Origin of the sequence: Streptococcus sp. KHUD_010, from assembly GCF_040207525.1 — a bacterium.
Taxonomy (GTDB): Bacteria; Bacillota; Bacilli; order Lactobacillales; family Streptococcaceae; genus Streptococcus; species Streptococcus hominis.
In genome coordinates, this window is the sequence record NZ_CP157941.1 from 434,004 (window position 1) to 459,055 (window position 25,052).

Annotated in this window: 23 protein-coding genes and 1 pseudogene; 21 read left to right on the forward strand and 3 right to left on the reverse strand. The window is 40.8% G+C overall.

Going from position 1 to position 25,052, the window contains the following annotated elements:
* The first annotated feature begins 63 nt into the window (after positions 1–63).
* The 5 genes from secA to recG all read left to right on the forward strand — a co-directional run bounded on the left by secA (position 64) and on the right by recG (position 7,335).
* Positions 64–2,583: a preprotein translocase subunit SecA gene (gene secA / locus ABKA15_RS02115; protein ID WP_350015371.1), complete on the forward strand. Its 2,520-nt coding sequence runs from the start codon at positions 64–66 to the stop codon at positions 2,581–2,583.
* Between the two features lie 22 nt (positions 2,584–2,605).
* Positions 2,606–3,649, forward strand: a complete 1,044-nt coding sequence (locus ABKA15_RS02120) for a 3-deoxy-7-phosphoheptulonate synthase (protein WP_049514134.1) — start codon at positions 2,606–2,608, stop codon at positions 3,647–3,649.
* A 108-nt stretch (positions 3,650–3,757) separates the two neighbouring features.
* Positions 3,758–4,123, forward strand: a complete 366-nt coding sequence (acpS, locus tag ABKA15_RS02125; RefSeq protein ID WP_003039726.1) for a holo-ACP synthase — start codon at positions 3,758–3,760, stop codon at positions 4,121–4,123.
* Positions 4,110–5,216: an alanine racemase gene (alr, locus tag ABKA15_RS02130; RefSeq protein ID WP_049514131.1), complete on the forward strand. Its 1,107-nt coding sequence runs from the start codon at positions 4,110–4,112 to the stop codon at positions 5,214–5,216. The genes acpS and alr overlap by 14 nt, the downstream gene beginning before the upstream one ends.
* A 103-nt stretch (positions 5,217–5,319) precedes the next feature.
* The gene (gene recG, locus ABKA15_RS02135; protein WP_350015372.1) at positions 5,320–7,335 is read left to right on the forward strand and encodes an ATP-dependent DNA helicase RecG; all 2,016 of its coding nucleotides are present in this window, start codon (positions 5,320–5,322) and stop codon (positions 7,333–7,335) included.
* Positions 7,336–7,666: 331 nt separating this feature from the next.
* Here the strand turns inward: recG and ABKA15_RS02140 are convergent, their stop codons facing one another.
* Entirely contained in the window at positions 7,667–8,629 is a 963-nt protein-coding gene (locus ABKA15_RS02140; protein WP_049514128.1) for an asparaginase, read from the reverse strand.
* A 64-nt stretch (positions 8,630–8,693) separates the two neighbouring features.
* Here ABKA15_RS02140 and ABKA15_RS02145 point away from each other — a divergent pair, with 64 nt between their 5' ends.
* Entirely contained in the window at positions 8,694–10,082 is a 1,389-nt protein-coding gene (locus ABKA15_RS02145) for a Cof-type HAD-IIB family hydrolase (protein ID WP_049514127.1), read from the forward strand.
* Between the two features lie 43 nt (positions 10,083–10,125).
* Here the strand turns inward: ABKA15_RS02145 and ABKA15_RS02150 are convergent, their stop codons facing one another.
* The gene (locus ABKA15_RS02150; protein WP_003028799.1) at positions 10,126–10,578 is read right to left on the reverse strand and encodes a universal stress protein; all 453 of its coding nucleotides are present in this window, start codon (positions 10,576–10,578) and stop codon (positions 10,126–10,128) included.
* A 151-nt stretch (positions 10,579–10,729) separates the two neighbouring features.
* Between ABKA15_RS02150 and ABKA15_RS02155 the strand changes: the two genes are divergently transcribed.
* From ABKA15_RS02155 to ABKA15_RS02190, 8 genes and pseudogenes are all read left to right on the forward strand, one after another.
* Positions 10,730–11,944 (forward strand): pyridoxal phosphate-dependent aminotransferase, encoded by a 1,215-nt coding sequence (locus tag ABKA15_RS02155; protein ID WP_049514125.1) that lies wholly within the window; start codon positions 10,730–10,732, stop codon positions 11,942–11,944.
* A gap of 164 nt (positions 11,945–12,108) precedes the next feature.
* A complete protein-coding gene (gene codY, locus ABKA15_RS02160) occupies positions 12,109–12,897 on the forward strand; it encodes a GTP-sensing pleiotropic transcriptional regulator CodY (RefSeq protein WP_003028802.1) in 789 nt (262 codons plus the stop codon).
* Positions 12,897–13,472 carry an isochorismatase family cysteine hydrolase gene (locus ABKA15_RS02165; protein ID WP_049514123.1) on the forward strand — a complete coding sequence of 192 codons (576 nt, stop codon included), beginning with the start codon at positions 12,897–12,899 and terminating at the stop codon, positions 13,470–13,472. The genes codY and ABKA15_RS02165 overlap by 1 nt, the downstream gene beginning before the upstream one ends.
* A gap of 510 nt (positions 13,473–13,982) precedes the next feature.
* The gene (gene aspS, locus ABKA15_RS02170) at positions 13,983–15,722 is read left to right on the forward strand and encodes an aspartate--tRNA ligase (protein WP_049514121.1); all 1,740 of its coding nucleotides are present in this window, start codon (positions 13,983–13,985) and stop codon (positions 15,720–15,722) included.
* Positions 15,723–15,798: 76 nt separating this feature from the next.
* Positions 15,799–16,101: an Asp-tRNA(Asn)/Glu-tRNA(Gln) amidotransferase subunit GatC gene (gene gatC, locus ABKA15_RS02175; protein ID WP_003028817.1), complete on the forward strand. Its 303-nt coding sequence runs from the start codon at positions 15,799–15,801 to the stop codon at positions 16,099–16,101.
* Positions 16,101–17,567 (forward strand): Asp-tRNA(Asn)/Glu-tRNA(Gln) amidotransferase subunit GatA, encoded by a 1,467-nt coding sequence (gene gatA, locus ABKA15_RS02180; RefSeq protein ID WP_049514120.1) that lies wholly within the window; start codon positions 16,101–16,103, stop codon positions 17,565–17,567. Before gatC ends, gatA begins: the two co-directional genes overlap by 1 nt.
* Positions 17,567–19,000 (forward strand): Asp-tRNA(Asn)/Glu-tRNA(Gln) amidotransferase subunit GatB, encoded by a 1,434-nt coding sequence (gene gatB, locus ABKA15_RS02185; protein ID WP_049514117.1) that lies wholly within the window; start codon positions 17,567–17,569, stop codon positions 18,998–19,000. The genes gatA and gatB overlap by 1 nt, the downstream gene beginning before the upstream one ends.
* A gap of 75 nt (positions 19,001–19,075) precedes the next feature.
* Positions 19,076–19,989 (forward strand): annotated as a pseudogene (locus tag ABKA15_RS02190) (DMT family transporter).
* A gap of 31 nt (positions 19,990–20,020) precedes the next feature.
* Here the strand turns inward: ABKA15_RS02190 and ABKA15_RS02195 are convergent.
* Positions 20,021–20,647, reverse strand: a complete 627-nt coding sequence (locus tag ABKA15_RS02195; RefSeq protein ID WP_049514116.1) for a TVP38/TMEM64 family protein — start codon at positions 20,645–20,647, stop codon at positions 20,021–20,023.
* Between the two features lie 149 nt (positions 20,648–20,796).
* Here ABKA15_RS02195 and ABKA15_RS02200 point away from each other — a divergent pair, with 149 nt between their 5' ends.
* From ABKA15_RS02200 to rsfS, 7 genes are all read left to right on the forward strand, one after another.
* Positions 20,797–21,324 carry a YqeG family HAD IIIA-type phosphatase gene (locus ABKA15_RS02200; protein WP_049514115.1) on the forward strand — a complete coding sequence of 176 codons (528 nt, stop codon included), beginning with the start codon at positions 20,797–20,799 and terminating at the stop codon, positions 21,322–21,324.
* Between the two features lie 2 nt (positions 21,325–21,326).
* Positions 21,327–22,433 carry a ribosome biogenesis GTPase YqeH gene (gene yqeH, locus ABKA15_RS02205; RefSeq protein ID WP_049514113.1) on the forward strand — a complete coding sequence of 369 codons (1,107 nt, stop codon included), beginning with the start codon at positions 21,327–21,329 and terminating at the stop codon, positions 22,431–22,433.
* 159 nt (positions 22,434–22,592) lie between these two features.
* Positions 22,593–22,904 (forward strand): ribosome assembly RNA-binding protein YhbY, encoded by a 312-nt coding sequence (gene yhbY, locus ABKA15_RS02210; RefSeq protein WP_003039538.1) that lies wholly within the window; start codon positions 22,593–22,595, stop codon positions 22,902–22,904.
* A 12-nt stretch (positions 22,905–22,916) separates the two neighbouring features.
* Positions 22,917–23,558, forward strand: a complete 642-nt coding sequence (locus ABKA15_RS02215; RefSeq protein ID WP_003028835.1) for a nicotinate-nucleotide adenylyltransferase — start codon at positions 22,917–22,919, stop codon at positions 23,556–23,558.
* Positions 23,548–24,144, forward strand: coding sequence for a bis(5'-nucleosyl)-tetraphosphatase (symmetrical) YqeK (gene yqeK, locus ABKA15_RS02220; RefSeq protein ID WP_049514112.1), 597 nt, complete (start codon positions 23,548–23,550; stop codon positions 24,142–24,144). Before ABKA15_RS02215 ends, yqeK begins: the two co-directional genes overlap by 11 nt.
* A complete protein-coding gene (locus ABKA15_RS02225) occupies positions 24,141–24,653 on the forward strand; it encodes a cysteine hydrolase family protein (RefSeq protein ID WP_049514110.1) in 513 nt (170 codons plus the stop codon). Before yqeK ends, ABKA15_RS02225 begins: the two co-directional genes overlap by 4 nt.
* Positions 24,654–25,019, forward strand: a complete 366-nt coding sequence (rsfS, locus tag ABKA15_RS02230) for a ribosome silencing factor (protein ID WP_049514109.1) — start codon at positions 24,654–24,656, stop codon at positions 25,017–25,019.
* Positions 25,020–25,052 lie beyond the last annotated feature (33 nt).

A 25,052-nucleotide genomic window follows, 5' to 3' on the forward strand; every position in this document is an offset into this window, starting at 1 on the left:
AGTGAAAAATGCTATAATGAAAAGAACATTTTAAAATAAGAATTATAACAAGTAAGGAAAAAAATGGCGAATATTTTAAGAAGAATTATCGAAAATGATAAAGGTGAATTAAGAAGATTAGAAAAAATGGCAAAGAAAGTCATGGCGTATGAAGATGAAATGGCTGCTTTGTCAGATGAAGCTTTGAAAGCAAAGACGGATGAATTTAAGCAACGGTATCAAAATGGCGAGTCATTAGATGACTTGCTTTATGAAGCTTTTGCGGTTGTTCGTGAAGGTGCAAAGCGTGTGTTAGGACTTTTTCCTTACCCAGTACAGATTATGGGTGGGATTGTCTTACACCATGGAGATGTTCCAGAAATGCGTACAGGGGAGGGAAAAACCCTGACAGCGACTATGCCAGTTTATCTGAACGCCTTGTCTGGAAAAGGGGTTCACGTTGTCACAGTAAATGAATATCTGACAGAGCGTGACGCAACGGAAATGGGGGAACTGTACTCTTGGTTGGGGCTTTCTGTCGGTATCAATCTTGCTGCGAAGTCATCCGCAGAGAAAAAAGAGGCCTATGAATGTGATATCACGTATTCAACCAATGCAGAGATTGGTTTTGACTATTTGCGTGACAACATGGTAGTGCGCGCTGAAAACATGGTGCAACGCCCGCTCAACTACGCTTTGGTTGACGAAGTAGACTCCATTTTGATTGACGAAGCTCGTACGCCTTTGATTGTGTCAGGACCAACTTCGTCTGATACGAACCAACTTTATCACATGGCGGATAGCTTTGTGAAGTCTCTTAATAAAGATGACTACATCATTGATGTGCAGTCTAAAACCATTGGACTTTCTGACTCTGGGATTGATAAAGCAGAAAGCTACTTCAAGTTAGAAAACTTGTATGATATTGAAAATGTAGCACTGACTCACTTTATTGACAATGCCCTTCGTGCAAACTATATCATGCTGTTAGATATTGACTATGTGGTGAGTGAAGAGCAAGAAATTTTGATTGTGGATCAATTTACAGGTCGTACAATGGAAGGTCGCCGCTATTCAGACGGACTTCACCAAGCAATTGAAGCCAAAGAAGGTGTGCCAATTCAGGATGAAACAAAGACTTCGGCTTCTATCACTTACCAAAATCTATTCCGTATGTATAAGAAATTATCAGGGATGACAGGGACAGCTAAGACAGAAGAGGAAGAATTCCGAGAAACTTATAATATGCGGGTCAGTCCGATTCCGACAAATCGTCCAGTAGCTCGTATTGACTATCCAGATCTTCTTTATCCAAGTATTGAGTCTAAATTTAAAGCGGTTGTTGAGGATGTGAAAGCTCGTCATGAAAAAGGACAACCTGTTCTTGTAGGGACAGTCGCAGTTGAAACAAGTGATTATATTTCTAAAAAATTAGTCGAAGCTGGAGTTCCTCATGAAGTATTGAATGCGAAAAATCACTATAAAGAAGCGCAAATCATTATGAATGCTGGTCAGCGAGGTGCTGTAACGATTGCAACCAATATGGCCGGTCGTGGTACGGATATTAAGCTTGGTGAAGGTGTTCGTGAGCTTGGTGGACTTTGTGTTATTGGTACAGAGCGCCATGAAAGCCGTCGTATTGATAATCAACTTCGTGGTCGTTCAGGTCGTCAAGGAGATCCTGGTGAATCACAATTCTATCTATCACTTGAAGATGAACTTATGCGTCGCTTTGGATCGGAACGGATTAAAGCTGTTTTGGATCGCATGAACCTCAGCGAAGAAGAGTCTGTCATCAAATCTCGTATGCTGACGCGTCAAGTAGAAGGAGCTCAAAAGCGTGTTGAAGGGAACAACTATGATACACGTAAACAAGTCCTTCAATATGATGATGTTATGCGTGAGCAACGTGAAATTATCTATGCGCAGCGTTATGATGTCATTACGGCTGATCGTGATTTGGCACCGGAAATTCATGCCATGATGAAGCGAACAATCAACCGTTTTGTGGATGGCAACAGTCGTGCAGAACAAGATGAAAAATTAGAAGCAATTGTTAATTTTGCAAAATACAATCTTGTTCCAGAAGAATCTATTGAAATCGCAGATTTAGAAGGCTTGTCTGATGAAGATATCAAGGCAGATTTATACAAACGTGCCTTGGAGATTTACGATAGTCAAGTGGAGAAACTTCGCGATGAAGAGTCCGTCAGAGAATTCCAAAAAGTTCTGATTTTACGCGTTGTAGATAGCAAATGGACTGATCATATCGATGCTTTGGATCAACTTCGGAACGCAGTTGGACTTCGTGGTTATGCTCAAAATAACCCAGTCGTTGAATACCAAGCTGAAAGTTTCCGTATGTTTAATGACATGATTGGTTCGATCGAATTTGATGTGACGCGTTTGATGATGAAGGCTCAAATTCACGAGCAAGAACGTCCACGTACGGAGTATCATATCAGCACAACAGCGACACGCAATATTGCAGCACAACACTCTGGCTTGCCTAGCGATATTGATTTGACAAAAGTGAAGCGCAATGACTTATGTCCATGTGGTTCTGGTAAGAAGTTTAAAAATTGTCATGGACGTCACAGATAAGTAGTGTAAAGAGGGGAAGATTATGACATTTAAGGTAACTAGCGAGCCAATTGATGTAGCAAAGGTTCGCAATTTATCAAAGTTGGAAGGAGAGGCTTTAGCTAAAAAAGAGGCACGAGATCGCGAGTTAAATGCGATTATTCGTGGAGAGGATGACCGCATTCTGTTGGTTATTGGTCCATGTTCTTCTGATAATGAGGCTGCTGTTCTGGAATACGCAAAACGTTTATCTACCCTCCAAGAAGAGGTGAAAGACCGTATTTTCATGGTCATGCGTGTTTATACGGCAAAACCTCGTACTAATGGCGATGGTTATAAAGGATTGATTCATCAACCGAATGCTAAGGCTGCTCCAAGCCTAATCAACGGGATTAAGGCTGTTCGGAATTTGCATTATCGTGTCATTACGGAGACAGGAATGACGACAGCCGATGAAATGCTCTATCCAGAAAATCTTCCGTTGGTAGATGATTTGATTTCATATATGGCTGTTGGGGCGCGTTCTGTGGAAGATCAGCAACACCGTTTTGTAGCGAGTGGAGCTGATGTTGCGACTGGTTTGAAAAATCCTACGTCTGGAAATCTCAATGTCATGTTTAACGGGATTTACGCAGCGCAAAACAAGCAAAGTTTTTTGTTTGCTGGTAAGGAAGTAGAAACTTCAGGGAATCCTCTGGCACATGCTATTCTGCGTGGTGGACTTGATGAGTATGGAAAAAACATTCCAAATTATTACTATGATAATTTGCTAGACACGATTGACCAATATGAAAAAATGGGCTTGGAAAATCCTTTTATCATCATTGATACCAATCATGATAATTCTGGTAAGCAGTATTTAGAGCAGGTGCGGATTGTCCGTCAAACCTTAATCAATCGTGATTGGAATGAAAAAATCAAAAAAGTTGTACGCGGATTTATGATTGAGTCTTACTTAGAAGACGGTCGTCAAAACGAGCCTGAAGTATTTGGAAAATCCATTACAGACCCTTGTCTGGGTTGGGATAATACAGTCAGACTGGTCAAGGAAATTTATACTACCCTATCTTCTAAAAATAAAAAATAAAAAAGATGGGGAGTGGATTTGTAAAATCTGATAGTATTAGCGCATTAAGTTTTATTTTAGAAAGTAACTGAGTCTGGCACACGTTTGTCCCAGCCTCTTTTTAAAAAGATGATTAAAGGACATGGTATTGATATAGAGGAAATTTCTTCTATTCAAAAAGTTTACGAAAAAAATGCTCGCTTTGCCCAAAAGGTTTTGACAGCCGCAGAATTTGACCGATTTGAAAAGCTGACGGGCAAGCGAAAAATGGAATATTTGGCGGGACGTTGGTCTGCTAAAGAGGCTTTTTCTAAAGCGTGGGGGACTGGTATTGGCTGTGTCACTTTTCAGGATTTAGAAATTTTAAACGATGAAAAGGGAGCGCCCGTTTTTACCAAATCGCCTTTTTCTGGCAAGGTCTGGGTGTCGCTCAGCCATGCAGGAAATATTGTTACAGCTAGTGTTATTTTGGAGGAACATCATGAAAACGAGTAATCATCGACCTACTAAGGCCGTTGTTGATTTAGCTGCTATCAGCTTTAATATTAAGCAAATTGCTGCCCACATTCCAAACGATGTGGAAAAGTGGGCTGTGGTGAAGGCAGATGCTTATGGTCACGGTGCGGTTGCTGTTACACGCTATATTGAGTCCATTGTAGATGGCTTTTGTGTTTCCAATATTGATGAAGCTGTAGAGTTGCGTGATGCTGGCATTACGAAAAAGATTTTGGTATTAGGAGTGTCAGATATTCATGCCATTTCATTGGCAATTGAGCGCAAAGTGACCTGTACGGTTGCTAGTTTAGAATGGATTGATTTGCTCTTGAAGTCAAATATAGATGTAGCTAGCTTGGTTGTTCACATAAAAATTGATTCTGGGATGGGACGGATTGGTTTTCGAGATAGTCAAGACGCTCAAGAAGCCATTCATCGTTTGGAAAAAGCGGGTGCTCAGGTAGAAGGCATCTTCACCCATTTTGCGACAGCTGATGAAGCAGATACCCATAAATTTGAGGCACAGTTGGCACATTTTAAAGAAATTTTAGAGCAATTAGAAACCGTTCCACCGATTGTTCACGCTAGTAATTCTGCAACGACTCTTTGGCATGCAGAGACTGTGATGAAAGCGGTGCGTCTGGGTGATATTATCTATGGTCTCAATCCTAGCGGTCGTACCTTGCAGCTTCCTTATGAAATGAAGCCGGCTCTTTCTCTGGTGTCGGAATTAGTTCATGTCAAGCAGCTGGAAGCAGGGGCAGATGTGGGATATGGAGCTACTTATACAAGTGAAAATTCGCAGTATATTGGAACGATCCCGTTAGGATATGCAGACGGTTGGACGCGAGATATGCAAGGTTTTAATGTTTTGATTGACGGGCAACCTTGTCCTATTGTTGGGCGTGTGTCTATGGATCAGATTACTGTTCGTCTACCTAAAGCTTATCCTATTGGTACACCTGTCGTTTTTATTGGAGAAAGCAGTAAAAAATCTATTTCGGCAACAGATGTAGCAGAAAAACGAGGAACAATCAACTACGAGGTGGTTTGCTTGATTAGTGATCGTGTGCCTAGAGTTTATAAAAATTGATTGAAACTAAAAAGCAGTTAGAAAAATCTAGAAAGCTATTTTCAGCATGGTTATTCCAATCTGCTTTTACAAACTCTTAAGAAACAGAACTGAAAGAGGAATTATGAATTTACACCAACCTTTAACGGTTCTGCCGGGTGTAGGACCGAAATCTGCTGAAAAATTTACTAAGCTGGGAATTGAAAGCCTGCAAGATTTGCTGCTCTATTTTCCATTTCGCTATGAAGATTTTAAAAGTAAGAATGTGTTAGAACTGGAAGATGGTGAAAAGGCAGTTATTTCAGGGGTGGTGGCTACACCAGCAAATGTCCAGTACTATGGCTACAAGCGCAATCGCCTGCGTTTTACCATAAAGCAGGGAGAGGTGGTACTTGCAGTCAACTTCTTTAATCAACCTTATCTAGCAGACAAGGTGGAGGTTGGCTCAACCATTGCTATTTTCGGAAAATGGGATAAGGCAAAGGCTAGTTTGACCGGGATGAAAATTCTAGCACAAGTAGAAGATGATTTGCAGCCTGTTTATCGGGTGGCTCAAGGGATTAGTCAAGCTAGTTTGGTGAAGGTCATTAAGACAGCCTTTGATCAGGGGTTGGAATTGCTCTTAGAGGAAAATTTGCCCCAAGTATTGTTAGAACGCTATCAGTTGCTAGGACGGAATCAGGCAGTGCGAGCGATGCATTGTCCAAGGGATTTGGCAGAGTACAAGCAGGCTTTGCGTCGGGTCAAGTTTGAAGAGCTTTTTTACTTTCAAATGCAATTGCAGGTTCTCAAATGTGAAACAAAAGATGTTAGTCAGGGCTTAATTATTCCTTGGCAGGCAGACTTGCTAGAAAAGAAAAAAGCTACTCTACCTTTTGAGCTGACGGCTGCTCAAGAGCGCAGTCTAAACGAGATTTTACAGGATATGAAATCGCCAGCTCACATGAACCGGCTCTTGCAGGGAGATGTCGGAAGCGGAAAGACAGTGGTTGCAGGTTTAGCTATGTATGCTACTTATACAGCTGGTTTGCAATCTGCTCTCATGGTACCGACTGAAATCTTGGCAGAGCAGCACTTTGATAGCTTGAGCCAACTTTTTCCTGAACTGCAGATAATTCTGTTGACAGGAGGAATGAAGCCAGCAGAACGCAGACCGGCACTAGAAGCTATTGAGGTTGGTCAGGTGGATATGATTGTCGGCACTCATGCTTTGATTCAAGAAAGTGTGATATATCATCAGCTCGGTCTGGTGATTATTGATGAACAGCACCGCTTTGGAGTGGGGCAGAGGCGAATTTTGCGAGAAAAAGGAAATAATCCTGATGTCCTCATGATGACTGCAACGCCCATTCCTAGAACGCTTGCTATTACTGCTTTTGGCGATATGGATGTGTCCATTATTGATCAAATGCCAGCAGGACGTAAGCCAATCATCACCCGTTGGGTCAAGCATGAGCAGCTGGAAGTAGTTCTGGATTGGTTGATAAAAGAGCTGCAACGAGGTGCTCAAGTCTATGTCATCTCTCCTTTGATTGAGGAGTCAGAAGCGCTGGATCTGAAAAATGCGATTGCTTTGGAAGAGGAACTAAAGGCTTATTTCGGTGACAAAGCTCATGTAGCACTACTACACGGTAAAATGAAGAGCGATGAAAAAGATGCCATTATGCAGGATTTTAAGGAAGGGAAAACGGACATTTTGGTTTCCACGACTGTTATTGAAGTCGGTGTCAATGTGCCCAATGCTACGGTCATGCTAATCATGGATGCGGATCGATTTGGGCTCAGTCAGCTTCATCAGTTACGTGGTCGAGTAGGTCGTGGGAATAAGCAGTCTTATGCGGTTCTCGTGGCTAATCCCAAGACGGAATCTGGCAAGAAACGCATGAAAATCATGACGGAAACAACTGACGGTTTTGTCTTAGCTGAGGAAGATTTGAAAATGCGTGGTTCTGGTGAAATCTTTGGCACTCGTCAGTCTGGTTTGCCGGAATTTCAGGTAGCGGATATTTTGGAGGATTATCCAATTTTAGAAGAGGCCAGAAAGGTCGCCAGTCAAATTGTGTCCACTCCTGATTGGCGAACGAATGCAGACTGGCATATCGTAGTACTTCATTTGGAACAACAGGATTATTTGGATTGATTTTGGTCTATCATTATGTATAAAACAAAAAAACTTCACCATTTTCATTTGGATGAAGTTTTTTAAATTAAGTTTTCTGAAAGAAATCTATAAGTCTGCTTTAAGTTTTTCGGGCTATACTAAATTCATCAAAAAGAAAGAGGTAAGTCCAATGACAGTAAACATTAAAGTAAATTATAACAAAACATTCAAAAAAACAGGAAAGGAATCAGAAATATATGGCAAATAACTAAAAAACAAAAGAGCTAAAAACTTTTTTTCATAAATCTCCTAAACATAAAATATCCTAAGAAGCTTCGAATCACTCGAGGCTTTTTATCTATGTAAGAACCTAGCCTTCTATGTAGTTTTTTAAGGTCTGCCCTTGAAGTCCAGCGTTAAGGGCGATGAGAAGTTTGATACGAGCTTTAGGAGCATTTAATTCTTTAACAAACATAATTCCTGCTTCACGAAGCATCACGCCACCTCCTTCATAAGCGTAAACTGGCTCTGCAATCCCGTTAAAGCAACGTGATACAAGTGCAATTGGCAATCCAGAATTCGCAAGTTGTCTGAGCTTTTGGGCAACTTCTTGTGGTAGATTTCCAGCGCCAAAGCCTTCAACGATGAGACCGTCTATCTTTTCCAAGTCTAGCATATCAAGCAGTTCAGTTTTCATTCCAGCATAAGCTGGGATAATCGGTACTAATCCAGAAATTTTATCTAAATGAAAACGAACGCGTGGTTCAGCTGTTTTGAAATAGAGGATTTCTTGCTTCATAATCAGTCCGAGTGGTCCATGAGTTGGTGTTTGAAAAGTGCTGACATTGGTCGTATGCGTTTTTGTCACGTATTTGGCAGCATGGACTTCATCATTCATAACCACCAGAACGCCTTTTCCACGTGCTTTGTCATCACTTGCTACACGAAGTGCAGATAAGTAATTGTAAACTCCGTCACTTCCTAGTTCATTGGAGCTTCGCATGGCACCGGTCAAGACAACAGGAATATCTGGAAGTTCCATGGTATCCAAAAAATAAGCTGTTTCTTCCAGAGTGTCCGTTCCATGAGTAATGACAACCCCGTCAAAATACTTCCCGTCTGTCTTGATTTTTTGATACAATTGCAGCATGTGCTGTGGTGTTATGTGAGGGCTAGGAATATTGAAAACATCAAGAGCCGTCACTTGAATACCTTCTAGAGGAACTGTGACATGGTTCATGGGATTGTGTTCAGTTGTGACGACTTTTCCAGTAATGTCCGCCTGCATGGAAATAGTACCGCCAGTATGTAAAACTAAAATTCTTTTGGTCATAAGTGAGCTTCTCCTGAATCTATGCTATAATTATTGTATCATAAAAGAAAGAGATGAGAAATGAATGGAAATTAAAGCAGTCTTTTTTGATATTGATGGGACGTTAGTAAATGATAGTCGGACAGTCTTGAAATCCACAGAACAAGCGATTCATAGTTTAAAACAGCAAGGTATTTTAGTTGGTTTAGCGACAGGTCGGGGTCCATTTTTTGTTCAATCTTTTATGGAGCAGTTGGATTTGGACTTTGCAGTAACCTATAATGGACAATATATTTTTTCAAAAGAGAAAGTCATTTCTGCTAAGCCAATTGATAAAACCAGTTTGCGTCACTTGATTCAGTATGCTCGCCAGCATAACATAGAAATTTCGTTTGGGACAAAATCAGGAATGGTTGGCTCCAAAATCATGAGATTTGGCATGAGCAAGTTTTCTCAATGGACCAGTCGCTTTGTTCCGAGGAAGATGACACACTTGGTCAATAAAAGTTTCAACAATGTGATTAGTAAGGCACTTCCTCAACAGCAGGATAATTTATTGAAATCTATTCAAGAGCCGATTTATCAAGTACTGATGCTGGCAACACCAAAAGAAACACAAGCTATCGAAGCGGATTTTCCAGATTTAAAATTTACTCGTAGCAGTCCTTTTGCGGCAGATATTGTCAATCAAGGAATGTCAAAGTTAGAAGGGATTAAGCTCGTCGGAAAAGAATACGGTTTTGACATCAATCAAGTCATGGCTTTCGGTGATTCTGATAATGATGTTGAGATGTTAGCGGGTGTTGGCATGTCTATTGCCATGGGAAATGGAACCAGTCGAGTGAAAGAAGTTGCAAAACATACAACCAGCAGTAATAGTCAGGACGGGATTCATAAAGCTTTGGAACACTTTGGTATTTTAGCGAGTGAAAAAGTCTTTATCAGTAGTGATCACCATTTTAATAAGGTCAAAGAATTTCATGGGACAATGGACGAATGCACGCAGGAAGAACCTATTCTGTGGACAACAGAAGGTGCTCGTCACCGTGCAGGCTTCAAGGTAGAAGAATTAGTGGAATTTTTGCGGGCAGCTAGTCCTTCTGAAGAGGTCTTTGAACAGTCTGTTCAATCTTTGCACGAAGCTGTGGACAAAGCTGCTGAAAAAGTCAAAAAGAAGAGCAAAGCAGAGATGTCTTTAGTTGGGCAAGTAGATGCACTGATTGATATGTTGTATTTTACCTATGGCAGTTTTGTGTTAATGGGAGTAGATCCTGAGCGTTTATTTGAAATTGTACACCAAGCGAATATGGGGAAACTCTTCCCAGATGGTAAAGCGCACTTTGACCCAGTTACTCATAAAATTTTAAAACCAGATGATTGGGAAAAAAATTATGCACCGGAACCTGCTATCAAAAAAGAGCTTGAACGTCAAATTCAAGCTTATCAACGAAATTGTGAAAAAAATGAAGAATAAAAAAGAGGAGAGACTTGTTTATGCCAATCTCTCTATCTTTGTATTATAATGTTTTTTCCTTATCACGAACAACAAGTAAGTCAACTTTTGCATGACGCAAGATGTATTCAGATGAGGAACCAACCAGTAACCGTTCAAAGGCATTGAGCCCGGTAGCACCGACCATGATGAGATCAACTTTTTGTTCTTCTGGAATATCAGTGGCAAGAAGGGTTTTCGGATTTCCCATTTCAACAACTGTGACAACATTTCCCACGCCGGCTTCTTTGGCTTTTTCAGCATATTGATCCATGAGTTTCTTTGCATCTTCTTGCAATTCTTCATAGACTTCTGCATCAAATGTAGAAACGCTTTGCAAGGCACGTGTATCAATTACATGGGCAATTGTTAGGCGTGAATTATTTCTAAGCGCAACATTGACACCCTTTTCAAAGGCAAGCTCAGCTTCGTGAGAACCGTCAACAGCGACCATAATGTTTTGATATCTTTGTAGCATAGGAATACCTCCATTCTTTCTTTAGTTATATTGTAACCCTTTACATGAAAAAAGTAAAGCATTTTCATGCAGACTTTACAAGAAGTTTTTTAGATTTTTTAGAAAAATTACGTTATAATAAATTTACTCTTTTGAAATGAGGAAAAATTCGATGAAAGAATTTAATAAATCAACAAAATTAGAACATGTGGCTTATGATATTCGTGGTCCCGTCTTAGAAGAAGCCATGCGGATGCGCGCAAACGGTGAGAAAATCCTCCGTTTAAACACAGGAAACCCAGCTGAGTTTGGTTTTACAGCGCCAGATGAGGTGATTCATGACTTGATTATGAATGTACGTGATAGCGAGGGGTATTCTGACTCGAAAGGGATTTTTTCTGCTCGGAAAGCTATTATGCAATATTGCCAGTTAAAGAATATTCCAAATGTTGATATTGACGATGTCTACCTTGGAAATGGAGTCAGCGAGCTGATTGTCATGTCTATGCAAGGTTTGCTAGATAATGGTGATGAGGTGCTGGTACCTATGCCGGATTATCCACTCTGGACCGCAGCGGTCAGTTTAGCAGGAGGAAATGCAGTTCATTATCTTTGTGATGAAGCGGCAGATTGGTATCCAGATATTAATGACATTAAATCAAAAATTACCTCTAATACAAAGGCTATTGTCGTTATCAACCCAAACAATCCGACAGGAGCTTTGTATCCTAAAGAGGTGTTGGAAGAACTTGTTGAAGTTGCGCGGCAAAACAACTTGATTATTTTTGCAGATGAGATTTATGACCGTTTAGTGATGGACGGTGAGAAACATACGGCTATCGCCAGTTTGGCTCCTGACCTCTTTTGTGTCAGCATGAACGGCTTGTCTAAATCACACCGTATCGCGGGTTTTCGTGTCGGGTGGATGGTGTTATCTGGTCCTAAATATCACGTGAAAGATTATATTGAAGGGCTAAACATGCTATCCAATATGCGTTTGTGCTCAAACGTCTTATCTCAGCATGTGGTACAAACGTCGCTTGGTGGTTATCAATCAGTTGATGAATTGCTGCTTCCTAGTGGGCGCATTTATGAGCAACGAAACTTTATTTACAAGGCTATCAATGAAATTCCAGGCTTGTCAGCAACCAAACCTAAAGCGGGGCTCTATATTTTTCCTAAAATTGACAGAGAAATGTACCGAGTGGACGATGATGAGCAATTCGTGCTTGATTTCTTAAAGCAAGAAAAGATTTTGCTGGTGCACGGACGAGGCTTTAACTGGAAAGATCCAGATCATTTCCGGATTGTTTATCTACCTCGTGTAGATGAATTGGCACAAATTCAAGAGAAGATGACTCGTTTCTTAAGGCAATATCGGAGATGACGAAGAGCAGCCGAAAGGCTGCTTTTTTGTTGCTGAAATAAAAGAGCAATAAACTTAGCAGAACTAATTGCACACAATTGTATCTCAATAAACAATTTTCAGATAATTGTTGAAGATTAAAGCGCTTTATGATATAATCAATAAGATTATATGCGAGGTAAATTATGGCAAACTTATTAGCAAAAACACGAAAAATTACATCTATTTTGCGTCGTTCAGATGAGCGATTACAGGATGAATTACCTTACAATGCAATTACCCAGCAGTTAGCTGAAATTATGGATTGCAATGCCTGCATTGTAAACAGTAAAGGGCGTCTTTTGGGGTATTTCATGCGCTACAAGACGAATAATGACCGAGTGGAAGCATTTTATCAAACGAAAATCTTCCCAGAAGAATATGTTCGCACAGCGAATTTAATGTATGACACAGAAGCCAATCTTCCTGTCAATCATGATTTGTCAATTTTTCCTGTCGAAACCAAAGATGAATTTCCAGACGGCTTGACGACGATTTCGCCTATTCATGTTTCAGGGATTCGCTTAGGGACCTTGATTGTTTGGCGCAATGATAAAGAATTTGATGATGATGATCTAATCTTAGTAGAAATTGCAAGTACAGTGGTTGGTATTCAGTTACTCAATTTCCAACGAGAAGAAGATGAAAAAAATATTCGTCGCAGAACAGCGGTAACCATGGCTGTGAATACTTTGTCTTATTCAGAATTACGAGCTGTTTCAGCTATTTTGGGTGAATTAAACGGCAATGAAGGTCAGTTAACAGCATCGGTCATTGCGGATCGTATTGGAATTACTCGCTCAGTGATTGTCAATGCTCTACGCAAACTAGAGAGTGCAGGTATTATTGAAAGTCGCTCTCTAGGAATGAAAGGAACCTATCTTAAAGTCCTTATTCCAGATGTCTTTGAAGAGATTAAAAAGAGAGATTACTGATGACAAAAGCATTGATTTCGATTGATTATACGGTGGATTTTGTAGCGGATGATGGGAAATTAACAGCAGGTGCGCTAGCTCAGTCAATTTCTGAAACCATTGCACAGGTAACAAAGGTTGCTTTTGATCGAGGAGATTATATCTTTTTTGCCATTGATGCCCATGATGAGGGGGATAGTTTTCACCCAGAGAGCAAACTCTTTCCGCCACATAACATCAAGGGAACTAGTGGACGTAACCTTTATGGATCATTGGCTGATTTCTATCAGGAGCATAAAGCAGATTCTCGCGTCTTTTGGATGGATAAACGGCATTATTCAGCTTTTTCGGGAACAGATTTGGATATTCGTCTGCGAGAAAGAAAAGTTGACACGGTGATTTTGACTGGTGTTCTGACGGATATTTGCGTTCTCCACACAGCTATTGATGCCTATAATTTGGGGTATCAAATTGAGGTGGTAGAGTCGGCTGTGGCTTCTCTTTCAGAAGAAAATCATAAATTTGCTCTAAACCACTTGCAAAATGTTTTAGGTTCGACTATAATAGATAACAATTTAAAAGTAAAAAAGCAGTAGAGTAGGCTTGTTGACTTGAACAGAGAGTGCTGAAAGCTGAGAGTAGCGCCAAGGAAGCAAAATCCGAAGAACATACTGTCAATGATAAAATGGTTTTTTTCTATACTATTAATGGCAAAGGATGATATTGTCTGAAACTATTAGATCATTGTAAATAATTTGTGTGAATCAAAGCACAAACGTCTGCTCACGTTACGAGCCAGAGGTTGCAATGCAACGAATAACAGTGGTACCACGGCTTTCGTCTGTTTATACAGACGAAAGCCGTTTTTCCATAGCTCTTAATGCTTTAGCGTTTAGAGCCGTGGGCATAGATTTAAGCAGTAAAGTCTACGTTCCTTATAATTCTTAGTACTTAGAGGAGCGGTTGCAATTTTGTCCGTTGGACAAAAGCTGTAAACCTAAAATACATAATAATCAGGTATTTGGAGTGTCGGACGTAGATTTCTATAAGTAATTTGCGGCAAGTTGACGATTTAACTGAAATGAATTTAGAAAGAGGCAGAAAACATGAAAGAAGTTTTTATTGGAAACTACGGTTTAGAACAGGTTGGTCAGAAAATGACAGCGACTGGGTGGGTTGCAAATATCCGAAATCATGGGAAATTGGCTTTTATAGAGCTACGAGACCGAGAAGGACTGCTTCAAGTTTTTGTCGCAGGTGATAGCCCAGCTTTTGCGGAAATTGATCATCTACATAAGGAAGATGTGATTGCTATTACAGGAGAAGTTGTCGAGCGAGAAAGTCGCTTTGTCAACAAAGCTATCAAGTCTGGGCAGGTGGAACTACGAGCAGAGGCAATTCAAATCCTTGCAAACAGTAAGCCTCTTCCTTTTGAAGTCGATCAGCACGCCCATACAGGAGAAGAGTTGCGGCAGAAATATCGCTATCTGGATTTGCGTCGAAGTAAGATGACAGAAAACCTCAAACTTCGTCATCAAGTAACCAGCACAATTCGTGACTACTTGAACGGTAAGGATTTTCTGGAAGTGGAGACACCTTATTTGACAAAGTCTACACCAGAAGGAGCCAGAGACTTTTTGGTTCCTAGCCGCGTCTTTAAAAATCAATTTTATGCCTTGCCTCAAAGTCCCCAAATGCTGAAGCAACTCCTAATGGGAGCTGGTCTGGAGCGTTATTATCAAGTTGTTCGTTGCTTTCGAGATGAGGATCTACGGGGAGACCGTCAGCCTGAATTTACTCAGGTCGATATGGAAATGAGTTTTGCTAGTGAAAAAGACATTCGCATGCTTGTAGAAGAGATGCTCAAAGCTGTTGTCAAGAAAACTCATGGTTTGGAACTGACAGAAGCTTTTCCAACTATCAGTTATGAGGAAGCTATGAGTCGCTTTGGTACAGATAAACCGGATACGCGTTTTGGTTTGGAATTGAAAAATTTGACCAATCTCTGTCAGGATAATCCCTCTCTTTTGCTCAAACAGGCTTTTGCTCGTCATGAAGAATTATGGGGTATCTGTGTTCCAAATGCTGCGGATTCTTTCACGAAGAAGCAACTCAGTCATTTCTATCAGGAAATGAAAGAATTTGGAGCTAGTAGGTTTGCTAGTCTTAAAGTGGAAGCAGGTGAACTTCAAGGGGATTTGGCTTCAACTTTTGAAGCAGAAGCAGCTGCATTCATAGACCGATTGGAAGCGCAAGACGGTGATTTGCTTTTACTGGTCATCGCCAAGAAAAGACAAGCTCAGGAAGCCTTGGGGCACTTGCGTTTAGAAGTGGCAAAATATCTTGATTTAATTGACCAGAGCTTACTGAACTTTCTCTGGGTGCTGGATTGGCCTTTGCTAGAGTGGAATGAGGAGCAGGAACGCTATCAAGCCATGCACCACCCATTCACCCAAGGAATTTTTGAAAATAATAAAGAAGATTTAGCTTCAATCAAAAGTCATGCCTATGATATTGTCCTTAATGGTTATGAAATTGGGGGCGGTAGCCTGCGGATTCATGATCGAAAGAGTCAAGAAGCCATGTTTGAACTCTTGGGCATGGAAAAAGAAGATTACGAGCGGGACTTTGGATTTTTCTTAGAAGCGCTTGATTATGGTTTCCCGCCGCATGGTGGTCTAGCACTGGGCTTGGATCGACTGGTCATGATTTTAGCTGGTGAAGAAAATATCCGTCAGGTCATTGCCTTTCCTAAAAATGGAACTGGTTTTGATCCTATGCTAGAAAGTCCCAGCCAAGTAGATGCGAGTCAAGTGAAAGAACTTCATTTGGAATTGAAGAACTAAGCCTATTTGTGATAAAATAAGAAGATGACTGTTTTTCGGTTATGCTGAAAAATAAAAGAAGAGAAAGGAAACAGAGATGAAAATTACTCAAGAGGAAGTAACGCATGTTGCCAACCTGTCAAAACTAGCTTTTTCACCTGAAGAAACAGCAGAATTTGCGACAACTTTGTCAAAAATTGTGGACATGGTGGAGTTGTTAAACGAGGTTGATACAACTGGCGTGCCTTTTACATCAAATGTTGCAGAAAATGTCAACTATATGCGTGAAGATGTAGCAGTTGCAGGTTGGAATCGAGAAGAACTTTTCCAAAATGTACCTGAAAAAGAGCGAGGCTATATCAAAGTGCCTGCTATTCTAGATGACGGAGGAGATGCCTAATGACTTTAAACCAAAAAACAATTGAAGAATTGCATAATCTCCTTGTCAAAAAGGAACTTTCAGCAGTTGAGCTGACGAAAGTTACTCTGGAAGATATTAAGAATCGAGAAAGTGCAGTTGATAGCTTTATTACGATTAGTGAAGAAGAAGCATTGGCGCAAGCAGTGGCAGTAGACGCTAAGGGAATTGATGCAGATAATCTTATGAGCGGGATTCCACTGGCTGTTAAGGACAATATTTCTACTAAGGGGATTTTAACGACAGCTGCATCAAAAATTCTTTACAATTATAAACCAATTTTTGATGCGACTAGTGTCGAAAAGCTTTATGAAAAGGATATGATTGTCATTGGTAAAACCAATATGGACGAATTTGCCATGGGTGGCTCCAGTGAAAATTCTTATTTTAAGACTACGAAAAATGCTTGGGACGCTACCAAAGTTCCCGGTGGTTCATCTGGTGGTTCAGCGACAGCAGTTGCTTCTGGTCAGGTTCGCTTGTCTCTAGGTTCTGATACCGGTGGCTCGATCCGTCAGCCAGCTTCCTTTAACGGAGTGGTCGGACTGAAGCCAACTTATGGACGAGTTTCTCGCTTTGGGCTCATTGCTTTTGGTAGCTCGTTGGATCAAATCGGACCTTTTGCTCAGACGGTCAAAGAAAACGCTCAGCTTTTGGGCGTAATTGCAGGCAATGATAAAAAAGACTCAACCTCTTCTCAACGAACTGTTCCTGATTTCACTAGCAAGATTGGTCAAGATATTAAAGGATTGAAAATTGCTCTTCCAAAAGAATATATGGGTGAAGGGATTGATGAAAAAGTCAAGGAACGCATTTTGGCAGCTGCTAAACATTTGGAAAGTCTGGGAGCGATTGTTGAAGAAGTCAGCCTGCCGCACAGCAAATACGGGGTAGCGGTTTACTATATCATCGCTTCCTCTGAAGCCAGCTCTAACTTGCAACGTTTCGATGGGATTCGTTATGGCTATCGGGCAGATGAAATTGAGAACTTAGAAGATGTCTATGTCAAGTCTCGTAGCCAAGGTTTTGGTGAGGAAGTGAAGCGCCGGATTATGTTGGGAACATTTAGTCTATCTTCTGGTTATTACGATGCTTATTTCAAGAAAGCAGGTCAAGTTCGGACGCTCATTATGCAGGATTTTGCCAAGGTATTTGAAAAGTATGATTTGATTTTAGGACCAACTGCACCGACGGTTGCTTACGACTTAGGAACTCAAAGTCATGATCCAGTAGCTATGTATTTGGCTGATCTTTTGACAATTCCGGTCAATTTGGCAGGGCTTCCTGGTATCTCCATTCCAGCAGGCTTTGCGGACGGTTTGCCAGTTGGTCTGCAATTGATTGGAAATCATTTTGATGAAGAAACGATTTATCAAGTGGCAGCTGCTTTTGAAGCAACGACAGACTACCACAAGCAAAAACCAGTCATTTTTGGAGGTGAAAAATAATGAACTTTGAAACGATTATTGGACTGGAAGTCCACGTTGAATTAAAAACAAATTCAAAAATTTTCTCACCAGCACCGGCTCATTTCGGAGAAGATCCAAATACCAACACCAATATCATTGACTGGTCTTTCCCAGGTGTCTTGCCGGTGATGAACAAGGGAGTTATTGATTACGGTATTAAGGCTGCTCTGGCGCTCAATATGGACATTCATCAAAAGATGCACTTTGACCGCAAGAATTATTTCTATCCAGACAATCCGAAAGCTTACCAAATCTCTCAATTTGACGAGCCAATTGGCTACAATGGCTGGATTGAGATTGAACTAGAAGACGGCACGACTAAGAAAATTCGCATTGAGCGGGCTCATTTGGAAGAGGACGCTGGTAAGAATACCCATGGCAGTGACGGTTATTCTTATGTTGACCTTAATCGTCAAGGAGTGCCTTTGATCGAGATTGTCTCAGAAGCTGACATGCGCAGTCCAGAAGAAGCTTACGCTTACTTAACAGCGCTCAAAGAAATTATCCAATACACGGGCATTTCCGATGTAAAGATGGAGGAAGGCTCCATGCGGGTGGATGCAAATATTTCTATCCGTCCTTATGGTCAAGAAGAATTTGGAACCAAGACAGAATTGAAAAACCTCAACTCTTTCAATTTTGTTCGCAAGGGCTTGGCTTTTGAGGAAAAACGTCAGGCTGAGATTTTGCGTAGTGGCGGTCAAATTCGTCAAGAAACTCGCCGGTATGACGAAGCAACGGGTGAAACCCTACTTATGCGGGTCAAGGAAGGCTCGGCTGACTATCGTTACTTCCCGGAGCCAGACCTACCAATTTTTGAGATTGATGACAGCTGGATTGAGGCAGTACGCTCAGATTTACCAGCCTTTCCAAAAGAACGTCGGGCTAAGTACAAGGCAGACTTTGGATTGTCAGACTATGATGTCAAGCAATTGACAGCGACGAAGAATATCTCAGATTTCTTTGAAGCTGCGGTAACAGCGGGCGGAGACGCAAAATCTGTGTCAAACTGGCTCCAAGGTGAGGTTGCTCAATACCTCAATGCTGAAGGTAAAACGATTGAAGAAATCGGTTTGACACCAGTCAACTTGACTGAAATGTTGAGTTTGGTGGCAGACGGTACAATTTCCTCTAAAATTGCCAAAAAAGTCTTTGTTCATTTGGCGAAGAATGGTGGTTCAGCCAAGGAATACGTTGAAAAAGCTGGCTTAGTGCAGATTTCTGACCCAGCACAACTTCTTCCAATCATCCAAGAGGTTTTTGCCAATAATGAAAAAGCAATCAACGACTACAAGGGTGGCAACAAGAATGCAGCCAAGTCCCTGATCGGTCAGCTCATGAAAGCTACCAGAGGTCAAGCCAATCCACAAGTAGCTCAAAAACTTCTTAATGAAGAATTGGCAAAGTTGTAAAATCTAAAAAAAATCAGTCGTTTCGGCTGATTTTTTGTGCTATAATCATAGAATGGAAAAGCTTGGGGGTAGGATATGTCAAAAATAGCAAAAGGCACCATTTTAACCTTAGTCGCAGGAATTGCATGGGGGGAGTGTCTGGGACGAGCGGACAATACTTGATGACGCATGGATTTCCTGTTTTAGTTTTAACGAATATTCGACTTTTAATTGCAGGACTTCTGTTGGTATTGTATATGTTGCTAACTAATCGTAGAAAATTGATTGAAATGCTAAAAGATCAAAAAGCGATGATGTCTTTGACGCTGTTTGCTTTATTAGGATTGTTGCTCAATCAATTTGCTTATTTAAAGTCTATTTATGAAAGCAATGCAGGAACAGCAACTGTTTTACAATATGTCTGTCCGGTTGGAATCCTTGCCTACACTTGTCTCAAAGACCGTGTTGCACCTACTGTGACAGAAGTATTGTCTATGATATTAGCGGTTGGTGGTACTTTTTTGATTGCCACTCACGGGCAGCTCAATCAGTTATCTGTCACGCCTGCAGGACTGTTCTGGGGACTGTTTGCAGCATTCACTTACGCTTTGTATATTCTTATTCCGATTCAGCTGATAAAGATGTGGAGCAGTATTTCAGTGATTGGAGTGGGCATGATGCTAGCAGGCATTGTCTTAACGCCATTTAGCGGTATTTTGCGTTTTCATTGGCAGTTGTCAATGGAAGTATATCTGGCTTTAGTGGGGATTATCCTAGTAGGGACAATTATCGCCTATACGCTATTTCTCAAAGGAACTAGTTTGGTTGGACCGATAAAATCTAGCCTTCTAGCAGCTGTTGAGCCTATATCGGCTGTGTTTTTTGCCTTTCTCATAATGCACGAGCAATTTTACTTTTTGGATTTTGTCGGGATGTTCATGATTTTATCAGCAGTTGCCTTGATTTCTATAAAAGATTTGATATTGGAAAAACGAAAAGGCATTTTATAAAAAGACAGAGCCGTTTGTTTCGCTCTGCCTTTTATTTTGAAAATAATTGCCAAAAGAAATCAATAATATACGTCAAACCGTAAGTATAAATGACCAGTGTGATTGGTTTGCATAATACAATAATTATCATGTATTTTTTAAAAGACATCTTCGTCAGGGCTGCTAGCATGCAGAGGAAGTCAGCTGGGCTGATAGGCCAAATCATCATAAAGATGAAAAAACGCTCAAAACGATTGTCTTCATCCAGCCAACCGATGTACTTATCATAGGTGCGTTTGCTGACGACAGATTGGACAAAAGCTGGTCCGTAGGTACGCGCCAGATAAAAAATAATAGCACAGCCGATGACGATGCCGACATAATTATAAATGGTTCCAACGATATGACCATAAATAAAAACACCAGCAACCGAAGTCAAAGCTCCAGGAATAATAGGAACAACTGTCTGTAGGATTTGCAGGAAAATAAAGAGTGGCGGTCCCCAAAATCCAGCCTGTTTAATAAAGGCGGACAGGGTTTCTTTGGATTGTAAAATGCCAGCATAATAGGCCCAGATACAGAAAATCACCGTCCCAACTGCTCCGATAATAGAAGACCAGTTGATAAATTTTTGTAAAAAAGGGGAAACGGCAGTCATTTTCTTACTCGTATTTGCCATAAGTTCCTCCGTGTTAAATTCTCTATTCTTACTATAACATTTTTAAACATTTTTTGGCAAATTGTACATAAAACCGATGAAAAAATCTAGGGTGCGAAAACTCTTTTTTTATGTTAAAATAGGTAGAAGTATAATGTTTGGAGAGAAATGTGGCAATTGAAAACTACATGCCTGATTTTGTGATTGAGGCAGTTTACGATTTGACAGTTGAAAGTTTAAAAAAACACGGTATCAAGGCTGTTTTGGTGGATTTAGATAATACTCTTATCGCATGGAACAATCCCGATGGAACGCCAGAAATGAAGCAGTGGCTCCATGATGTACGCGATGCAGGGATTCGGATTATTGTGGTGTCCAATAACACTAAAAAACGAGTAAAACGAGCAGTTGAAAAGTTTGAAATTGACTATGTCTGTTGGTCTATGAAACCATTCACTTGGGGGATTGATCGGGCGCTGAAAGAATTTCATTTTGAAAAAAATGAAGTTGTCATGGTGGGAGATCAGCTCATGACTGACATTCGAGCTGCTCATAGAGCCGGAATTCGTTCGATTTTGGTTAAGCCACTGGTTGAGCATGATTCAATAAAGACGCAGATTAACCGAGCTCGTGAGCGTCGTGTGTTGAAAAAAATCACCGAAAAATATGGATCGATTGAGTATAAAAAAGGAATTTAAACATGGAAGACATTCTCTGTATTGGGTGCGGAGCACCGATTCAGACAAAATATAAGGATAGGCTTGGCTACACCCCTCAGTCGGCTTTGAAAAAGGGAATGGAGACAGGTGAGCTGTATTGTCAGCGCTGTTTCCGTCTGCGTCACTACAACGAAATTACCGATGTGCAATTGACAGACGATGATTTTCTCAGACTTCTCCACGAAGTCGGGGACAGCAATGCTCTCGTAGTCAATGTAGTAGATATTTTTGATTTTAATGGTTCGGTGATTCCGGGTTTGCCACGCTTTGTGGCTGGCAACGATGTGCTGTTGGTTGGGAATAAAAAAGATATTCTCCCTAAGTCGGTTAAGACGAGCAAGGTTGCCCAATGGCTGACGGAGCGGGCTCACGAGGAAGGACTGTGCCCTGTTGATGTAGTTTTGACTTCAGCTCAAAACAAGCAAGCGATTAAAGAATTGATTGAAAAGATTGAGCAATATCGGAAAGGCCGAGATGTTTATGTGGTCGGCGTGACCAATGTTGGTAAGTCCACACTTATCAATGCCATTATTCAGGAAATTACCGGAGATAAGGAAGTTATTACGACTTCACGATTTCCAGGTACCACGCTGGATAAGATTGAGATTCCGCTGGCTGACGGTAGTCATATCTACGACACACCAGGGATTATTCACCGCCACCAAATGGCTCATTATCTGTCTGCTAAAAATCTTAAATATGTCAGTCCGAAAAAGGAAATCAAACCCAAAACTTACCAACTCAATCCTGAACAAACCCTCTTTTTAGGGGGGGTGGGGCGCTTTGACTTTGTATCGGGTGACAAGCAAGGTTTTACAGCTTATTTTGACAATGAACTAAAGCTGCATCGCACCAAGCTTGTAGGAGCGGGAGAATTTTATGAAAAGCATGTTGGCTCTTTGCTAGCACCGCCCTCTAAAAAAGAAGTGGCAGATTTTCCTCAGCTCGTCAAACATGAGTTGAAAATTGAAACCAAAACAGATGTAGTCTTTTCAGGCTTGGGCTGGATTCGCGTGACAGGGCCAGCAAAGATTGTAGCCTGGGCACCAGAGGGAGTTGCAGTAGTGACCCGAAAAGCCATTATCTAAGGAATTCTAGTAAGAAACCGTCACAGTTAAACCAATTTTTAGAAAGGAATTGAACACGAGCTAAAACTTTGGAAAATAGAAAAATTCTCTTAGAAAATCATTGATTCTTCGTCGAATTTTCTAATTTTCTGTCGGTTTTGACGCTCTTTGTATCTTATTATGTCATTAACATCTAAACAGCGAGCTTTTTTGAATAGTCAGGCTCACAGCCTCAAACCAATCATTCAAATTGGCAAAAACGGTCTCAACGACCAGATTAAAACGAGTGTTCGTCAAGCTCTAGATGCTAGAGAATTAATTAAAGTAACTCTTCTACAAAATACAGATGAGAACATCCATGAAGTAGCAGAAATTCTCGAAGAGGAAATCGGTGTGGACACTGTTCAAAAAATTGGCCGTATTTTAATTCTCTACAAACAGTCTAGCAAAAAGGAAAACCGCAAAATTTCAGTAAAGGTAAAAGAAATTTAGAGGAAGCAGCCTATGGCAATTGAATTACTGACTCCCTTCACCAAGGTGAAGTTGGAACCAGAAGTAAAAGCAAAAAAAAGAAAGCAGGTGGGGATTTTAGGTGGAAACTTTAATCCAGTTCATAATGCCCATTTGGTTGTGGCGGATCAAGTTCGTCAACAATTATGTTTAGATCAGGTCTTGCTGATGCCTGAGTATGAGCCACCACATGTTGATAAGAAATCAACGATTGATGAGAAGCACCGACTGAAGATGCTGAAGTTGGCAATTGAAGGCATTGAAGGTCTGGGAATTGAAACCATTGAGTTAGAGAGAAAGGGTATTAGTTACACCTATGATACGATGAAATTCTTGACGGAAAAACATCCAGATACAGATTATTATTTCATCATCGGAGCGGATATGGTAGATTACCTTCCCAAGTGGCATCGAATTGACGAATTAGTTGATTTGGTTCAATTTGTTGGGGTTCAGCGTCCCCGTTATAAAGCTGGTACCTCTTATCCAGTTATCTGGGTAGATGTGCCGTTGATGGATATTTCTTCGAGTATGGTTCGAGATTTTCTGGCTCAAGGTCGGACGCCTAATTTTCTCCTACCCAAGCCAGTTTTAGACTATATTGAGAAAGAAGGGCTTTACAATAATGGGATATGAAACTTACGTGGGAATTTCTCGTGAGCAGCTTTTAGTCAAAATGCAGCAGCTTTTGCCAGAGAAGCGTTTTAAACATTGCCTAGGAGTGGAACAAGCAGCGATTGACTTGGCAGAGCGCTTCGGTGTAGATGTAGAAAAAGCTGGTTTGGCAGGTCTGCTCCATGATTATGCAAAAAAGTTCTCTGACGAAGAATTTCTGGCGCTAATCGATAAGTATGCTTTGGATCCGGCGTTGAAAGATTGGGGAAATAATGTCTGGCATGGCATGGTCGGCATTTATAAAATTCAGGAAGATTTAGGATTGACAGATCCAGAAATTTTACGAGCTATCGAAGTTCATACCGTAGGTTCTGCCCAAATGTCCGATTTAGATAAGGTGGTCTACGTAGCAGACTATATTGAGCCTAATCGGAACTTTCCAGGAGTGGAGCAAGCACGTGAAATTGCTAAAAAATCGTTAAATAAGGCGGTTGCCTACGAAACAGCGCGGACGGTAGGGCACCTGGCACATAAGGGCTTGCCTATCTTCCCACAAACCATTGAGACTTATAATGCGTATGTTGGCTTTATGAAAGATGACAAATGAAAATGGCTCTGTTAGTGATTGATATTCAAACAGCCTTGATAGAGGCTAAACCGTATGCTGTTGATAACTGCTTATCTGTCTGGCAAAAAGCAATCGCCACTTGTCGTGAGAAAAACATTGAAGTGATTTATGTCCGCCACAATGACGACGAACTACTGACAGGAAGTCATGGCTGGGAAATTTACGGAGCTATTGCTCCAGAAGTTGGCGAAAAAATCTTTGATAAACATTATAATAGTGCTTTTAAAGAAACTCATTTACAGACTTATCTGGATAGCCAAGCTATTGAGCGGCTGATTATCATTGGCATGGCAACGAATTATTGCATTGATACGACTGTTAAGGTGGCGTTTGAGTTTGGTTATGATTTGGCAGTTGTTAAAAATGGCACGACTACCTTTGCTGAAAGAGAAATTACAGCAGAACAATTAATACAGCATTATGAAAATACTTGGAACGGACGTTTTGCCCAAGTGGCTGATTTAGAAGAAATTTTAAAAGAGGATTAAATGGATAAAAAAGAACTATTAGAAATTGTTGTAAAAGCAGCGGATGAAAAACGAGCAGAAGACATTACTGTGCTAGATTTGCAAGAATTGACGACGATGACAGACTATTTTGTCATTGCCAGCTCTATGAACAGCCGTCAACTAGAAGCGATTGCTGATAATATTCGTGAAAAAGTTACAGAAGCAGGGCAATCAGCTAGCCATGTAGAAGGAAACTCTGCTGGAGGCTGGGTGCTTTTGGATCTAGGCGGGGTGGTTGTTCATATTTTTTCTGAGGAAATGCGGAATCACTACAACCTTGAAAAACTCTGGCATGAAGCCGTTGGTGTGGATGTGACACCATTGCTTGAGAAACAAGCCTTGTAGATAAAAAACGATGAGGGTTGAGGACATTGTCCC

Coding starts and splice junctions, on each gene's coding strand:
- secA (WP_350015371.1), top strand. CDS start 64: ATGGCGAATATTTTAAGAAGAATTATCGAAAATGATAAAGGTGAATTA.
- ABKA15_RS02120 (WP_049514134.1), top strand. CDS start 2,606: ATGACATTTAAGGTAACTAGCGAGCCAATTGATGTAGCAAAGGTTCGC.
- acpS (WP_003039726.1), top strand. CDS start 3,758: ATGATTAAAGGACATGGTATTGATATAGAGGAAATTTCTTCTATTCAA.
- alr (WP_049514131.1), top strand. CDS start 4,110: ATGAAAACGAGTAATCATCGACCTACTAAGGCCGTTGTTGATTTAGCT.
- recG (WP_350015372.1), top strand. CDS start 5,320: ATGAATTTACACCAACCTTTAACGGTTCTGCCGGGTGTAGGACCGAAA.
- ABKA15_RS02140 (WP_049514128.1), bottom strand. CDS start 8,629: ATGACCAAAAGAATTTTAGTTTTACATACTGGCGGTACTATTTCCATG.
- ABKA15_RS02145 (WP_049514127.1), top strand. CDS start 8,694: ATGGAAATTAAAGCAGTCTTTTTTGATATTGATGGGACGTTAGTAAAT.
- ABKA15_RS02150 (WP_003028799.1), bottom strand. CDS start 10,578: ATGCTACAAAGATATCAAAACATTATGGTCGCTGTTGACGGTTCTCAC.
- ABKA15_RS02155 (WP_049514125.1), top strand. CDS start 10,730: ATGAAAGAATTTAATAAATCAACAAAATTAGAACATGTGGCTTATGAT.
- codY (WP_003028802.1), top strand. CDS start 12,109: ATGGCAAACTTATTAGCAAAAACACGAAAAATTACATCTATTTTGCGT.
- ABKA15_RS02165 (WP_049514123.1), top strand. CDS start 12,897: ATGACAAAAGCATTGATTTCGATTGATTATACGGTGGATTTTGTAGCG.
- aspS (WP_049514121.1), top strand. CDS start 13,983: ATGAAAGAAGTTTTTATTGGAAACTACGGTTTAGAACAGGTTGGTCAG.
- gatC (WP_003028817.1), top strand. CDS start 15,799: ATGAAAATTACTCAAGAGGAAGTAACGCATGTTGCCAACCTGTCAAAA.
- gatA (WP_049514120.1), top strand. CDS start 16,101: ATGACTTTAAACCAAAAAACAATTGAAGAATTGCATAATCTCCTTGTC.
- gatB (WP_049514117.1), top strand. CDS start 17,567: ATGAACTTTGAAACGATTATTGGACTGGAAGTCCACGTTGAATTAAAA.
- ABKA15_RS02195 (WP_049514116.1), bottom strand. CDS start 20,647: ATGGCAAATACGAGTAAGAAAATGACTGCCGTTTCCCCTTTTTTACAA.
- yqeH (WP_049514113.1), top strand. CDS start 21,327: ATGGAAGACATTCTCTGTATTGGGTGCGGAGCACCGATTCAGACAAAA.
- yhbY (WP_003039538.1), top strand. CDS start 22,593: ATGTCATTAACATCTAAACAGCGAGCTTTTTTGAATAGTCAGGCTCAC.
- ABKA15_RS02215 (WP_003028835.1), top strand. CDS start 22,917: ATGGCAATTGAATTACTGACTCCCTTCACCAAGGTGAAGTTGGAACCA.
- yqeK (WP_049514112.1), top strand. CDS start 23,548: ATGGGATATGAAACTTACGTGGGAATTTCTCGTGAGCAGCTTTTAGTC.
- ABKA15_RS02225 (WP_049514110.1), top strand. CDS start 24,141: ATGAAAATGGCTCTGTTAGTGATTGATATTCAAACAGCCTTGATAGAG.
- rsfS (WP_049514109.1), top strand. CDS start 24,654: ATGGATAAAAAAGAACTATTAGAAATTGTTGTAAAAGCAGCGGATGAA.